Source organism: Variovorax sp. KBS0712, from assembly GCF_006323185.2.
Lineage (GTDB): Bacteria > Pseudomonadota > Gammaproteobacteria > Burkholderiales > Burkholderiaceae_C > Variovorax > Variovorax boronicumulans.
In genome coordinates this window covers 335356-349624 of the sequence record NZ_VCCD02000005.1, presented here as the reverse complement: position 1 = coordinate 349624, position 14269 = coordinate 335356, and the positions used below count along the sequence as shown (strand labels likewise).

At 69.3% G+C, this 14269-nt stretch carries 15 protein-coding genes; 8 read left to right on the top strand and 7 right to left on the bottom strand.

The annotated features are described in order from the left end of the window. The first annotated feature begins 17 nt into the window (after positions 1 to 17). The 8 genes from FFI97_RS32330 to FFI97_RS32295 are packed head-to-tail and all read left to right on the top strand — an operon-like array spanning position 18 to position 7783. On the top strand, positions 18 to 1343 hold the full coding sequence (locus tag FFI97_RS32330) for an MFS transporter (protein ID WP_139700796.1): 1326 nt from the start codon (positions 18 to 20) through the stop codon (positions 1341 to 1343). A 16-nt stretch (positions 1344 to 1359) separates the two neighbouring features. After that, entirely contained in the window at positions 1360 to 2289 is a 930-nt protein-coding gene (gene ltnD, locus FFI97_RS32325) for an L-threonate dehydrogenase (protein ID WP_139700794.1), read from the top strand. 43 nt (positions 2290 to 2332) lie between these two features. Beyond that, on the top strand, positions 2333 to 3346 hold the full coding sequence (denD, locus tag FFI97_RS32320) for a D-erythronate dehydrogenase (protein ID WP_070063257.1): 1014 nt from the start codon (positions 2333 to 2335) through the stop codon (positions 3344 to 3346). Positions 3347 to 3349: 3 nt separating this feature from the next. Then, the gene (gene otnK / locus FFI97_RS32315; RefSeq protein WP_139700792.1) at positions 3350 to 4621 is read left to right on the top strand and encodes a 3-oxo-tetronate kinase; all 1272 of its coding nucleotides are present in this window, start codon (positions 3350 to 3352) and stop codon (positions 4619 to 4621) included. Continuing rightward, entirely contained in the window at positions 4618 to 5283 is a 666-nt protein-coding gene (locus tag FFI97_RS32310) for an aldolase (protein ID WP_139700790.1), read from the top strand. The genes otnK and FFI97_RS32310 overlap by 4 nt, the downstream gene beginning before the upstream one ends. Before the next feature lie 12 nt (positions 5284 to 5295). Continuing rightward, the gene (gene otnI / locus FFI97_RS32305; RefSeq protein WP_139700788.1) at positions 5296 to 6114 is read left to right on the top strand and encodes a 2-oxo-tetronate isomerase; all 819 of its coding nucleotides are present in this window, start codon (positions 5296 to 5298) and stop codon (positions 6112 to 6114) included. Then, a complete protein-coding gene (locus FFI97_RS32300) occupies positions 6111 to 7319 on the top strand; it encodes an amidohydrolase family protein (RefSeq protein ID WP_139700787.1) in 1209 nt (402 codons plus the stop codon). The genes otnI and FFI97_RS32300 overlap by 4 nt, the downstream gene beginning before the upstream one ends. Beyond that, positions 7316 to 7783 (top strand): RidA family protein, encoded by a 468-nt coding sequence (locus tag FFI97_RS32295; RefSeq protein ID WP_093242688.1) that lies wholly within the window; start codon positions 7316 to 7318, stop codon positions 7781 to 7783. The genes FFI97_RS32300 and FFI97_RS32295 overlap by 4 nt, the downstream gene beginning before the upstream one ends. Here FFI97_RS32295 and FFI97_RS32290 read toward each other — a convergent pair. From FFI97_RS32290 to FFI97_RS32260, 7 genes are all read right to left on the bottom strand, one after another. Further along, positions 7776 to 8426, bottom strand: a complete 651-nt coding sequence (locus tag FFI97_RS32290) for a TetR family transcriptional regulator C-terminal domain-containing protein (protein WP_095747278.1) — start codon at positions 8424 to 8426, stop codon at positions 7776 to 7778. The two genes, FFI97_RS32295 and FFI97_RS32290, sit on opposite strands and share 8 nt — an antisense overlap. Beyond that, a complete protein-coding gene (locus FFI97_RS32285) occupies positions 8423 to 9385 on the bottom strand; it encodes a PDR/VanB family oxidoreductase (protein ID WP_139700785.1) in 963 nt (320 codons plus the stop codon). Before FFI97_RS32285 ends, FFI97_RS32290 begins: the two co-directional genes overlap by 4 nt. Positions 9386 to 9406: 21 nt before the next feature. Then, complete coding sequence (locus FFI97_RS32280) at positions 9407 to 10000, bottom strand: NAD(P)H-dependent oxidoreductase (RefSeq protein ID WP_139700783.1); 594 nt, start codon at positions 9998 to 10000, stop codon at positions 9407 to 9409. A 141-nt stretch (positions 10001 to 10141) separates the two neighbouring features. Beyond that, positions 10142 to 11170, bottom strand: coding sequence for an ABC transporter substrate-binding protein (locus FFI97_RS32275; RefSeq protein ID WP_095950475.1), 1029 nt, complete (start codon positions 11168 to 11170; stop codon positions 10142 to 10144). 57 nt (positions 11171 to 11227) lie between these two features. After that, positions 11228 to 12625: an FAD-binding oxidoreductase gene (locus tag FFI97_RS32270; RefSeq protein ID WP_139700781.1), complete on the bottom strand. Its 1398-nt coding sequence runs from the start codon at positions 12623 to 12625 to the stop codon at positions 11228 to 11230. Beyond that, positions 12597 to 13481 (bottom strand): ABC transporter permease, encoded by an 885-nt coding sequence (locus FFI97_RS32265; protein ID WP_216360118.1) that lies wholly within the window; start codon positions 13479 to 13481, stop codon positions 12597 to 12599. Before FFI97_RS32265 ends, FFI97_RS32270 begins: the two co-directional genes overlap by 29 nt. Beyond that, positions 13459 to 14268, bottom strand: coding sequence for an ABC transporter ATP-binding protein (locus tag FFI97_RS32260; protein WP_062479639.1), 810 nt, complete (start codon positions 14266 to 14268; stop codon positions 13459 to 13461). The genes FFI97_RS32265 and FFI97_RS32260 overlap by 23 nt, the downstream gene beginning before the upstream one ends. Position 14269 lies beyond the last annotated feature (1 nt).

The following is a 14269-nucleotide window of genomic DNA, read 5'->3' as shown; positions in this document are numbered from 1 at the left end:
CAGCGGACTCCCTCCCAATGACTTCCACCCTCCAGGCCGGCGCGCCCCTCGCGGCTGACGCGCCCGACGCCGCGCTCGAAAAACGCGCCTACGCCAAGGTGTTCTGGCGCCTCGTGCCCTTCCTGATGCTGTGCTACGTGGTCGCGTACCTCGACCGCGTGAACGTCGGCTTCGCCAAGCTGCAGATGGGCGCGGACCTCGGCTTCAGCGAAACCGTGTTCGGCCTGGGCGCCGGCATCTTCTTCCTGGGCTACTTCCTGTTCGAGGTGCCCAGCAACCTGCTGCTCAACCGCGTGGGTGCACGCGTGTGGATCGCGCGGATCATGATCACCTGGGGCCTGCTGTCGGCCTGCTTCGTGTTCGTGGAAACGCCGACCAGCTTCTACATCCTGCGCTTCCTGCTCGGCGTGGCCGAGGCGGGCTTCTACCCCGGCGTGATCCTGTACCTGACGCACTGGTACCCGTCGCACCGGCGCGCGCGGATCATCGCGGTGTTCATGTCGGCGATTCCCGTGGCGGGCATCTTCGGCAACCCGCTGTCGGGCTGGATCATGGACGCCTTCCATGGCGTGTCGTCGATGCATGGCTGGCAGTGGATGTTCATCATCGAAGCCATTCCCGCCGTGCTGGTGGGCGTGATGGTGCTGTTTTACCTGGACAACGGCATCAAGCACGCGCGCTGGCTCTCGCCTGAAGAGAAGCAGCTGCTGCAGCGCGAGGTCGACCGCGACCAGGCGCACGGCGCCAAGGGCCCGCATTCGGTGGGCGCGATGTTCCGTGACGCGCGCGTGTGGTGGATGGCGCTCATCTACTTCGCCTTCGTCATGGGCCAGTACGCGCTGACCTTCTGGCTGCCCACGCTGGTCAAGGCCACGGGCGTGCAGGGCAACTTCAACATCGGCCTGCTCAGTGCCATTCCGTTCCTGTGCGCGATCGTCGCGATGAACCTGTTCGGCCGCAGTGCCGACGCGCGCCGCGAGCGCCGCTGGCACCTGATCATCCCCGCGATGATGGGCGCCGTGGGCTTCACGGTCGCGGCCTCGTACACGCAGAACACGGTCGTGTCGCTGACCTTCCTGTCGCTCGCCGCGGCCGGCGTGCTCACCTGCGCACCGCTGTTCTGGTCGCTGCCCACCGCCTTCCTCTCGGGCACGGCGGCGGCAGCCGGCATCGCGGTCATCAACTCGGTGGGCAACCTCGCGGGCTTCGTGAGCCCGTACCTCATCGGCTACCTGAAGGACCTCACGGGCAGCACGCAGATCGGCATGTACGTGCTGGCCGGCGCGCTGGTGCTCGGCGCCATCGGCGTGTGGCTCACCCCGAAGCAACTGGTCAACCGCTGATCGAAGGACGCACGACATGACTTCTTCTTCCAGCAACACCCCCGTCGTTGGCCTCGTGGGCCTGGGCGCCATGGGCAGCGGCATGGCGCAATCGCTGCGCCGCGCGGGCCATGCGCCGCATGTGTTCGACGTGCGCCCCGGCGTCGCCGAAGCCTTCGCGCGCGAAGGCGGCACCGCCTGCGACACGCTGGCCGCGCTCGGCGCGCAGTGCGACATCGTGGTCAGCGTGGTCGTCAACGCGGCGCAGACCGAATCGGTGCTGTTCGGCGACGGCACCACGCCCGGCTGCGCGGCATCGATGAAGCCCGGCAGCCTGTTCGTGATGTGCTCCACCGTCGACCCGAACTGGTCGGTGGCGCTCGAAGCGCGCCTGGCGCAGCAGGGCATCCTGTACCTCGACGCACCGATCTCCGGCGGCGCCGCCAAGGCCGCCAGCGGCCAGATGACGATGATGACCGCCGGCACGCCCGCCGCCTACGAGAAGGCCGGCGCCATGCTCGACGCGATGGCCGCCAAGGTCTACCGCCTGGGCGATTCGGCCGGCGCGGGCAGCAAGGTGAAGGTCATCAACCAGCTGCTGGCCGGCGTGCACATCGCCGCCGCGGCCGAGGCCATGGCGCTGGGCCTGCGCGAAGGCGTGAACCCCGACGCGCTGTACGAGGTCATCACCCACAGCGCCGGCAACAGCTGGATGTTCGAGAACCGCATGGCCCACGTGCTGGCGGGCGACTACACGCCGCTGTCGGCCGTCGACATCTTCGTGAAGGACCTGGGCCTGGTGCTCGACGTGGCGCGCGCCAGCAAGTTTCCGCTGCCGCTGTCGTCCACCGCGCACCAGATGTTCATGCAGGCCTCCACGGCCGGCTTCGCGCGCGAGGACGACAGCGCGGTCATCAAGATCTTCCCGGGCATCGAACTGCCTGCTGCGAAAGAATCGAAAAAATAGCATCGAGCGCCAGCGCTCCACCGACCCAGGAAAGACACACACCATGAACGTTCTCATCACCGGCGGCTGCGGCTTCCTCGGCGCCCGCCTCGCCCGCACCCTGCTCGCCGGCGGCCCGCTCGCACTGGCCGGCGGCCAGCCTCAAGACATCGCACGCATCACGCTCGCCGACCGCGTGCCGCCGCCCGCCGATCTCGCGGCCGACGCGCGCATCCAGTTCGTGCAGGGCGATCTCTACGAACAGGCTGCCAACGGTGCATTGCCGCTGGCCGACACCGACGCCGTGTTCCACCTCGCCGCCGCCGTGAGCGGCGAGTGCGAGGCCGACTTCGACCTCGGCATGCGCAGCAACCTGGACACCACGCGCGCCCTGCTCGACGCCTGCCGCAGCGCGGGCCATGCGCCCGTGTTCGTGTTCTCCAGCTCCGTCGCCGTGTTCGGCGATTCGCCCGAGCAGCGCCTGCCCGCGGTGATCGAAGACACCACGCTGCCCACGCCGCAGAACAGCTATGGCATCCAGAAGTTCATCGGCGAGCAGCTGGTGGCCGACTACACGCGCAAGGGCTTCGTGCAGGGCCGCAACGTGCGGCTCATGACGGTGTCGGTGCGCCCGGGCCGCCCGAACGGCGCAGCCTCCAGCTTCCTGAGCGGCATGCTGCGCGAGCCGCTGGCCGGCGTGCGCGCGCGCTGCCCCGTGGCGCCCGAGACGCCGGTCGCGCTGGCCTCGCCCGGCAACACCGTCGCGGGCATCGTGCGCGCGGCCACCGCCGGCGCCGCCGAATGGGGCGCGCGCACCGCCGTCAACCTGCCCGCGCTGACCACCACCGTGCGCGAGATGGCGCAGGCGCTCGAGCGCATCGCCGGCACCGAGGCCACCGCCCTCATCGACTGGGAACCCGACGCCGCCATCGCGAAGATCGTCACCAGCTGGCCCAGCCGCATCCACGCGGCGCGCGCCGAGGCGCTGGGCCTGAAGGCCGACGCCAGCTTCGACGCCATCCTGCGCGACTACGTGCGCGAGAACGCGCAGGCGGTCACGCTGGCGCTGAAGGGCTGAGCGATGGCGAAGCTCGTGCTCGGCTGCATCGCCGACGACTTCACCGGCGCCACCGACCTGGCCAACAACCTCGTGCGCGCCGGCATGCGCGTGGTGCAGACCATCGGCGTGCCCGCCGGCCCGCTCGATGCGGACGTGGATGCGGTCGTGGTCGCGCTCAAGTCGCGCACCATCGCGCCGGCCGAGGCCATCGCGCAGTCGCTCGATGCGCTGCGCTGGCTGCAGGCGCAGGGCGCGCAGCAGATCTACTTCAAGTACTGCTCCACCTTCGACAGCACGGCGCAGGGCAACATCGGCCCCGTGACCGAGGCGCTGATGGACGCGCTGCAATGCGACTTCACCATTGCCACGCCTGCCTTCCCCGACAACAAGCGCACCGTGTTCAAGGGCTACCTGTTCGCGGGCGACGTGCTGCTCAACGAGAGCGGCATGCAGAACCATCCGCTCACGCCGATGACCGACCCGAACCTCGTGCGCGTGCTGCAGGCGCAGTGCACGCGCAAGGTGGGCCTCATCGACCACGCGGTGGTCGCACGCGGCGCAGCGGCCATCGAAGAACGCATCGCGCAGCTGAAGGCCGAGGGCGTGTCGATCGCCATCGTCGACGCGGTCTCGAACGACGACCTACTGCGCATGGGCCCGGCGCTCGCGAAGCTGCCGCTGCTCACGGCGGGCTCGGGCGTGGCCATCGGCCTGCCGGCCAACTTCGGCCTCGCGCCGTCGTCGCAGGCCAGCGCGCTGCCGAAGGCCGGCGGCAAGACCGCGGTGGTCTCGGGCAGCTGCTCGCTCGCCACCAACCGGCAGGTGCTCGACTTCATCCAGCGCGGCGGCGCGGCCATGGCCATCGACCCGCTGCGCATCGCGGCGGGCGTCGATGTGGCCGCCGAAGTGCTGGCCTGGGCCGCACCGCTGATCGACCGGGGCCCCGTGCTCGTCTACTCGACCGCCGAAGCCGGTGCCGTGAAGTCGGTGCAGGGGCGGCTCGGCGTGGAAGAAGCCGGTGCGATGGTCGAACGCACCATCGCCGCCATTGCGCGCGGCCTGGTCGAGCGCGGCGTGCACCAGCTGGTGGTGGCCGGCGGCGAGACCTCGGGCGCCTGCGTGCAGGCGCTGGGCATTGCGCAGATGCAGATCGGTCCGCAGATCGACCCCGGCGTGCCGTGGTGCCATGCGCGCTGCGACGCGGCGCCCGAAGCCGGGCTGCACATCACGCTGAAGTCGGGCAACTTCGGCAGCGACGATTTCTTCACCAAAGCTTTTACAGTGCTCGCATGACCGAGAACGAAGCCCGCGACGAAATCTGCCGCGTCGGCCGCAGCCTGTTCGAGCGCGGCTACGTGCACGCCACGGCCGGCAACATCAGCGTGCGGCTGGACGACGGTTTTCTCATCACGCCGACCGACGCCTGCCTGGGCTTTCTCGACCCAGCGCGGCTCGCACGGCTCGATGCGCAGGGCGTGCAGACCGGCGGCGACCGCGCCAGCAAGACCATCGCGCTGCACACGCGCATCTACGCCGCCGCGCGCGGCTTCGACGCCGCCACGGCCTGCGTGATCCACACGCACAGCACGCACTGCGTCGCCCTGACCCTGGGCAACCCGCAGGCCGAACTGCTGCCCGCGCTCACGCCCTACTTCGTGATGAAGGTCGGCCATGTGCCGGTCATCCCGTACCACCGCCCCGGTGCGCCCGAAGCGGCCGAACAGGTGGCACACACCATCGCGCGCTACGGCGCGGCCGGCACGCCGATCCGCGCGGCGATGCTCGCGCGCCTGGGCCCCAACGTCTGGCACGAGACGCCGGCCGCCGCGATGGCCGTGCTCGAAGAGCTGGAAGAAACCGCCCGCCTGCAGATGCTCACGCAGGCCACCCGGCCCGCACCGCTCGCCCCCGACCAGATCGATGAACTGCGCCGCACTTTCGGTGCGCGCTGGTAGTACAAACACCCCATGCCCCAATTCGCCGCCAACCTCTCGATGCTCTATCCGGAGCTCGCATTTCTCGACCGCTTCGACGCCGCCGCGAAAGACGGCTTCCAGGCCGTCGAGTACCTCTTCCCCTACGACTTCAGCAAGGAAGAGATCGTCGCGCGCCTGAAGCACAACGGCCTGCAGCAGGTGCTGTTCAACGGCCCGCCCGGCGACTGGGCCGGCGGCGAACGCGGCCTGGCCTGCCTGCCGGGGCGCGAGGGCGAGTTCCGCGAAGGCATTGCGAAAGCCATCGACTACGCCGTGGCGCTCGACTGCCCGCGCATCCACGTCATGGCCGGCCTCGTGCCCGACAACCTCACGCGCGAGGCGGCAGAGGCCGTCTATGTCGGGAACCTGCGCTGGGCCGCGGCCGAGGCCGCGAAGGCCGGGCGCGACGTGCTGATCGAGCCGATCAACACGCGCGACATTCCGCGCTTCTTTCTCAACCGCCAGGACCACGCGCACCAGATCGTCGAGACCGTGGGCGCCGCCAACCTCAAGGTGCAGATGGACCTGTACCACTGCCAGATCGTCGAAGGCGACGTGGCGATGAAGCTGCGCCAGTACCTGCCGACCGGCCGCGTCGGCCACCTGCAGATCGCGGGCGTGCCCGAGCGCCACGAGCCCGATGTGGGCGAGCAGAACTACGACTACCTCTTCGGCGTGATCGACGAGGTTTCGGCGCAGTGTGGCTGGCAAGGCTGGGTCGGTTGCGAATACCGCCCGCGCCGCGGCATGGAGCCCGGCGGCACCTCGGCCGGCCTGGGCTGGCTGCGCGACTGGCGCCAGCGCGCATGACGACGACGACGCTCGAAGCGCTGCGCATTCCGGCGCCGCTGCGGGGCTTTGCTGCAGCGGGCGATGCGCAGGTCTTCGACGTCACGATCGACGGCGACAAGGTCGCGGCCATCGCGCCCAGCGCCTCGCAGACGCAAGCGCGCGGCACGCTGCTGAGCGCGCTCGTCGAGGCGCACGCGCACATCGACAAGAACTTCATCGTGCAGGACGTCGGCGCCGCGCAGGGCGACCTGTTCACCGCCATCGAACGCATGGGCCGCCACCGCGCGAGCTGGACCGGCGCTTCGCTGCGCCTGCGCATGGAGCGCGCGCTGCACGAGGCCTGGCGCGCCGGCACGCGCGCGCTGCGCACGCACCTGGACTGGGTCGAGCCCGAGCCGCCGGCCGCGCTGGCCGTGTTCGAGGCGCTGCGCGAAGAATGGGCCGGCCGCATCGAGCTGCAGTTCGTCGCGCTCGTGCCGCTCGACGTGTTCGCCGACCCCGCCGCCGGCGAGCGCATCGCGCGCGACGTGAAGCGCGCGGGCGGTTCGCTGGGCGCTTTCATCTACCGCAACGACGGCCTCTTCGCCAAGCTGGGCCGCGTGTTCGACCTCGCGCAGCAGCACGGGCTGGGGCTCGACTTCCATGTCGACGAAGGCCTGGACACCGACGCCAGCGGCCTGCGCAGCATCGCGCAGCTGGTGCGCGCGCGCGACTTCAAGGGCCGCGTGGTCTGCGGCCACGCCTGCTCGCTCTCGGTGCAGGACGACGCGGTGGCCGCCGAAACGCTCACGCTGTGCGCCGGCGCGGGGCTGCACCTCGTCGCGCTGCCGACCACCAACCTCTACCTGCAGGGCGCGTGGGACCGCACGCCCGTGGCGCGCGGCATCACGCGCATCCGCGAGGCCGCGGCGCACGGCCTGCGCGCGAGCCTGGCCACCGACAACGTGCAGGACGCCTTCTATCCCTACGGCAGCTACGACCTGCTCGAGACCTTCGGCCTGGGCGTGCAGATGGCGCACCTCGCGCCCGCCGCCGACTGGCTCGACACCATCACCGTGAACCCCGCGAAGGCGCTGGGTCTCGCGTGGGACGGCCGCATCGCGCCGGGCTGCCCGGCCGACCTGGTGGTGCTGGCCGCCACCGACGAACACGAACTCATCGGCCCGCGCGGACGGCAACGCACCGTCTACCGCGCAGGCCGGGCACTGGAGAACACACCATGAGCATGGGCAAGCCGATGGCCAACTATGCCGCCGCCAAGCGCGTCGGCGATTTCGTCTTCATGAGCGGCGTGGTCGCCGTCGACCCGGCCACGCGCCGCGCGGTGGCCGGTTACGACGCCATTCCCGAAGCCGCGCGCACCGCGCTGCAGGGTGTGGGCTACGCCACGGGCCAGATGTCGGTCGACGTCTTCGAGGCGCCCATCGTGGCGCAGAGCTGGTTCGTGCTGGAGCGCATCCGCCAGATCGCCGCCGAGCACGGCGGCACCATGGAAGACGTGGTGAAGCTGGTGCAGTACTTCCGCCATCTGCCGCACTACGCCTTCTACAACCGCGTGCGCGGCCTGTTCTATCCGGGCGAGCCGCCGGTGAGCACGGTGGTCGAGGTGTCGCGCTTCCTGCCGGGCGACGAGGTGCTCGTCGAGGTGGAAGCCACCATGTACCTGCCGCAGCGCGCGGCTACTTGACGCCCGCGCCCTTGAGCAGGAACTCCGTCACCTGCTCGATCAGGTAGCGCCGGTCCTTGTCCTCGCCCTGCTGCGCCGTGTTGCGGTAGTAGGCGGCCTGCGTGGCGTGGTCGGCGTAGAACTGCGTCACGGCCCAGATGTGGAACAGCACCAGCATCGGGTCGGCTTTGTCCATCAAGCCCTGGTTCATCCAGTTCTGGATCACGGCGGCGGCCTGGTCGGTGCGCTGCTTGCTCGTGTCCATCATGCTGTTGATGACGGGCGCGCCGCGCATCATCTCGGCGGTGAAGATGCGCGAGCGCAGCGGGTGCTCGAACGAGAACATCATCTTGCGCTGGATCAGGTCGCCCAGCACCTTGCGCGGGCCGAAGGCCTCGTCGCTGAAGCCGAACACCACGATCCAGTCGGTCAGGATGTCCTGCAGCACCTGGCGGTACAGCGCCTCCTTGCTCTCGATGTAGTAGTGCAGCTGCGCCTTCGACAGGCCCGCCTTGTCGGCGATGGCCTGCGTCGACGCGCCGGCCAGCCCTTCGCTGGCGAACACCTCGATGGCGGCTTGGTTGATGAGGCCCAGCACCTGCGTGTACTTGCGCGATCGCCCGCGCGTGGCGGGGGCTTCGCTGTCGGTGTCCGTCACGCTCACAGCTGCAGCACCAGGTCGGGGCCCTTGGCGCGCGAGCAGCACAGCGCCACCTTGGTGCGTCGTTCGGTGCCCGTGAGGCAGAAATCGCGGTGCTCGGCGCCTTCGCCGTCGCCCTCGACCACGCAGGTGCCGCAAAGGCCCTGCTGGCACGACACGGGGATATCGATGCCGACTTCGTGCAGCGCATCGACCGCGGTCTGGTCGGCCGCCACCGGCACCTCGATGCCGCGCCGCGCCAGCTTCAGCGTGAAGGGCAGGCCGGTGGTGGCGGCGGCCGTGCCCGTGGGCGCGGCGAAGTACTCGGTGTGCAGTGCATCTTCGGGCCAGTGCGCGGCGGCCTCGCGCACCGCCTGCATGAAGCCGCCGGGGCCGCACACGTACAGGTGGGTGTCGGGCGCGCGCTCGGCCAGCAGCGCGCGCAGGTCGATGCGTTGCGTCGCATCGCCCTGGTCCAGGTGCAGCTTCAGGTGCTGCGCCAGCGCGGGCGCGTGCAGCGCCTCGGCAAAGGCCAGGTGCTCCTCGCTGCGCGCGAACACGCACAGCGTGAAATCGGCGCCGCGCGCGGCCAGCGCCTGCGCCATGGCCAGCAGCGGCGTCATGCCGATGCCGCCGGCCAGCAGCAGGTGGCGGCGGGCTTCGGCGCGCAGCGGGAAGGTGTTGCGCGGTGCGCTGATCGCAATGAGGTCGCCCTCGCGCACGCGCTCGTGCATCGAGGCCGAGCCGCCGCGGCTGGCGTGCTCGCGCTTCACGCCGATCACGTAGCCGCCGGTGCCCGAGGGCGCGCGCGCCAGCGAGTACTGGCGCGAGAAGCCGCCGGGCATGTGCACGTCGATGTGCGCGCCGGCCTCGTAGCCGGGCAGTGCGCGGCCCCACGGGTGCGTCAGCTCGAAGGCCAGGATTTCCGGCGTCTGCCGCGAGATGCGTTCGACACGGACGGTCAGCGTGCGTTCGAGGCTCATGGTGTGTGTCTCCCTGCGTGTCTACTGGATGTTGTGCAGCGTGCGCGCCACGCGCGCGATGAAATGGGTGCGGTCGCTGTCGGTGACGGCGTTCATGTCGTGCAGCTGCAGCCACGTCACCTTGCAGCGCCACGCGAACAGCGCGCGCAGCGCGCGCGTGAACAACCGCCGCCCCGGGTCGCCGATGGCCATCACGAACCAGCGCGGCGAGCCGCCGGTGGTTACCACGGTGAGCCGGCGGATGTGCCGCATGCCCGACTTCGCGAGCTGCCCCTTGCGCTCGGCGGGCAGGAAGGCCACGCCCGGCAGCCACACACGCTCGAGCCAGCCCTTGAGCATGGACGGCGGTCCATGGAACCAGGTGGGGTAGACGAACACCAGGTGCTCGGCCCACAGCAGCGCTTCGACGTGGGGTTTCACGCGTTCGCGGATCAGTTCGGGGTTGTCGAGGTAGGCGATGCGCTCTTCGCGTGTCAGCGTCGGGTCGAAGCCCTCGGCGTACAGGTCGATGGCCTTGACGGGGTGTCGCGGCGTGAGGGCCTCGAGGGCGGTGCGGTACAGCGCGTGGTTGAAGCTGTCAGGGTTCGGATGGCAATGGACGACGAGCGTTTTCATGTTCGGGCCGGTTCGCCTGTTCGGCGAGACGGGGTCAGAGCCCAAGGAGTGAAAGGCCGCGCAGTGCCTTATGGCAACCCAGGCGCCGGCATCTGACCCCGGCGCAAGCCCCGCGCGACCCACGGGAAAAAACGAAGCGAATTACTTGCCGGTGAGCTTCTTGCGGATGTCGACGCCGACGCCCTTGTTGACGAACTGCGTGGTCGCGACCTTCGACAGGTCGATCTCGCCCGGCTTGTACAGGCCGGCCTTGACCATCTTCTCGTAGAAGTCCTTCACGCGTGCTTCGTCCATGGCGCCGATGCCCTTGGTGAGCGAGTCGCCGCTGTCGATGATGCCCATCTTCTTGATGAGGTCGATGGAGCCCTGCAGCGCGGCCGGCGTGGCGTCGGGGTTGGTCTTGGCGATGAGTTCGTTGGCGGCCTTGTTGTCGCCGTACAGGTAGTTGTTCCAGCCGACGATCGAGGCCTCGATGAACTTGCGCACCGTCTCGGGCTTGGTCTTGATGAGGTCGGCGCGGGTCTCGATGGTGGTGGCGTAGGTCGAGAAGCCGTGGTCGGCCAGCAGGTGCACCACCGGGTCGAAGCCGGCCTGGGCCTTGATCGACAGCGGCTCCGAGATGGCGTAGCCCTGCTGGATGGATTTCTTGTCGGCCAGGAACGGGCCCACGTTGAAGGTGTAGGGCTTGAGCTGCGCGTCCTTGAAGCCGTGCTCCGACTTCATCCACTGCCAGAAGCTGAACTGGCCGTCCTTGCCGATGAAGGCCACGGGCGCCTTGGTCATGTCCTTGAAGGTGTCGTAGCCCTGGCCCGGGTGGGCGAACATGGCCTGCGGGTCTTTCTGGAAGATGGCCGCGACCACCACGGTGGGCACGCCGTTCTTCACGTTGTCGAAGGACTGCAGCAGGTTGCCGGTCATGAGGAAGTCGACCTTGCCGGCTGGCAGCATGGGCCGGTTGTTGACCATCGGGCCGCCCTGCATGATTTCCACGTCGAGCCCGTACTTCTTGTAGGTGCCGTCCACCAGCGCCTGGTAGAAGCCGCCGTGGCCGGCCTGCGCCTTCCAGTTGGTGGCGAACACCACTTTGTCCTGGGCCTGTGCGGCGAAGGCGGCGCCTGCGAGGGCCAGGCCGAAGGCCAGCGGCCGAAGAGAGAAAGCGGGGATGCGCATGGGGACGGACTCCTGTGGAGGTTGGGGTGGGGACGGGATGCGAAGACTAATTGTTTCTCAGCGCTCGACGGCCATGTCGGGCGTCCAGCCGCGCGTCTTGCCGGGGTTCATCAGGCCCATCGGGTCGCTGCGCTTCTTGAACTCGATCTGCTGCGTGTCGATGGTCTTCATGCCGCCGTCCTCGATGGTGAAGACGTGCGGGTTGAAGATCTGCGCGCCGCCCTGCGACTCGATCTCGCGCATCACCTCGTACTGGTGGGCCTCGCCCTTCCAGCGCACGAGCAGGATGCCGAAGGTGCCGCATTCGCCGTTGGCGCGCGCGAAGTCCTGGTGCTGCAGCACGTCGTCGCCGAAGATCTGCATGTGGCGCTCGACCACGGCCGGGTCGAAGGGCTGGGCGTAGGCCACCTGCAGGTAGGTCCAGCTGCGGTCGGCCTTCAGCGCCTGCAGCGTCGTGTGGTTGAAGGCGCACTCGTAGGCCGGCGGCAGGCCCTCGGCCTGCAGCTCGGCCTCGGTGCCGGCCACCGACAGGGTGCCGCCGTGCGCCGCCGCGAGCGCGCGGAACTCGGCCATCGAGTCGGGCGAGACCATGGTGAACACCGCGTGCCGGTCGGGCGGAAAGCGATCGCCCATGGCCGTGTAGTAGGGCGAGAAGCGCGCCTCCACGGTCGACAGCAGGAAGATGTCCAGCGAGGGCGCCTGCGCGGCGATGCCGAAGTCGAGCGCGCCGCGGTAGGTGTCGAACAGCGCCGTGCAGTGCACCCAGTCGACCGCCGGGCTCAGCGCCACTTCCACGTCGAGGATCACGCCGTTGGTGCCGTAGGCATGGTGCACCTGCTGGATCTCGTCGCCCACCAGCTCGATGACGCGCGGCTCGCGCTCCACCGTCATCACGCGCGCGCGCAGCAGGTTGCCGGGGTCGCGCAGGATGCCGTGGCGGAATGAGCCGATGCCGCCGAAGCCGCCCGCGATGAAGCCGCCGATGCTGGCCACGTGCCAGGTCGAGGGCCACATGCGCAGCGCCTGCCCGGTCTCGCGCGCGGCCAGGTCGATGTCGTGCATGCGCGCGCCGGCCTCGACGCGGATGCGGCCGTCGGCCAGGTCGAGCACGCGGCACATCTGCGTCACGTCGAGCACGAGCCCGCCTTCGAGCGGCACGCACTGGCCGTAGTTGCCGGTGCCGCCGGCGCGCACGGTGAGCGGCAGCTTCCATTTGGCCGCCACGGCCGCGGCCTGGCGCACGTCGTCCTCGGTGCTGACCTTGACCACGAGGTCGGCCACGCAGCCCGCGAGCTGCGCCGTGAGGATCGGGCTGTACCAGTAGAAGTCCTTCGAAAGCTGCTTGCGCTGGCTGGGCGTGGCGATCACGTTCAGGCCGTGCAGCTCGTCGCGCACGGCGTCCCAGTCGACGGTGGACAGCGGGGTTCTAGCGTTCACGGCGCATTTCGCTTTCATGCCAGTGGCCGAGCACGAGGCGCGACAGGGCGGCGAACACGATGAAGATCACGATGCCAAGCAGCGACACCAGCAGCAGCGCCGCGAACATCATCGGGATCTCGGTGCGGAAGCTCGATTCGAGGATGCGCGAGGCCAGCCCCGTTTCCTTGCCCGCCGTGCCGGCCGTGAACTCGGCCACCACCGCGCCGATCAGGCTCAGGCCGCCGGCGATCTTCAGGCCCGCCATGAAGTACGGCAGCGCGCTGGGCGCCAGCAGGTAGCGGAAGGTCTGCCAGGGCGAGGCCTTGTACAGCTGGAACAGGTCGCGCAGGTTGCTGTCGGCGCTCTTCAGGCCGATGACGGTGTTCGACAGGATAGGGAAGAAGGCCACGATCCAGGCGCACAGCAAGAGCGCCGCGGTGGTGCTCGACACGTAGATCAAGATGAGCGGCGCGATCGCGATGATCGGCGTCACCTGCAGGATCACGGCGATCGGGAACAGGCCGATTTCCACCCACTTGAACAGCGCGAAGGCAATCGCCAGCAGCACGCCGCCGACGATGGCGGCGCCCAGCGCGAGCAGCGTGAGCTTCACCGTGAACCACAGCGCGCCCGAGAGCGAACCCCAGTTGTCGAACAGCGTGCGCAGGATCAGCGAAGGCGCGGGCAGGATGTAGTGCGGGATGTCGTTGGCGCGCACCATCCATTCCCACACCAGCAGCAGCGCGGCGACGATGACGACCGGGACGACGATGCGCAGCGTGGCCTCGCGCCGGCGCAGCTTGTCTTCGTGCGCGCGCAGCGTCTCGGCGGACGGCGTGGCTTCGTTGGTGTCGAGGGGCATCACGGTTTCAATGGTCGATGTCGAGGCCATGGAGCGCTCCGTGCAGAGATTGCGAAACAGCCGTGCAGTGCGCGTTGTAGCGGCTGGAGGTGCGGAAGGCCTCGCCGCGCGGGTAAGGCTCGTCGATGGCGATCTCGTCGATCACGCGGCCCGGGCGCGCCGCCATCACGACGATGCGGTTCGACAAATACACCGACTCGTACACGCTGTGCGTGACGAACACGATCGAGAAGCGGTGCTCGCGCCAGATGGCCAGCAGGTCGTTGTTGAGCTTGATGCGCGTCATCTCGTCGAGCGCGGCAAAGGGCTCGTCCATGAGCAGCAGGCGCGGGTGCGTGACCAGCGCGCGCGCGATCGACACGCGCATCTTCATGCCGCCCGAGAGCTCGCGTGGGTACACGTCGGCAAAGCGCGAGAGGCCGACCAGCTCCAGCACGTGCTGCACCACCGGCGCGGCTTCGTCGCGGCTCATGCCCGCGAGCTTGAGCGGCAGCCAGACGTTGTCGAACACCTTGGTCCAGGGCATGAGCGTGGGCTCCTGGAACACGAAGCCCAGGTCGCGGTCGCTCTTGCTGTCCTTGGCGCTGCCGGTGTTGGCGCCCGACCATTGCATGTCGCCCGAGCTGATGCGGGTGAGCCCGGCAATCAGCCGCAGCGCGGTGCTCTTGCCGCAGCCCGAGGGGCCCAGGAAGCTGACGAAGTCGTGCTCGCCGATGTCGAGCGTCATGCCCTGCAGGGCGAGCGTGCCATTGGCAAAACGCTTGCCGACGTTGCGCAGGCGGACCAGAGGCGGCGTGGATGGCGTGGTGCTTTCCATG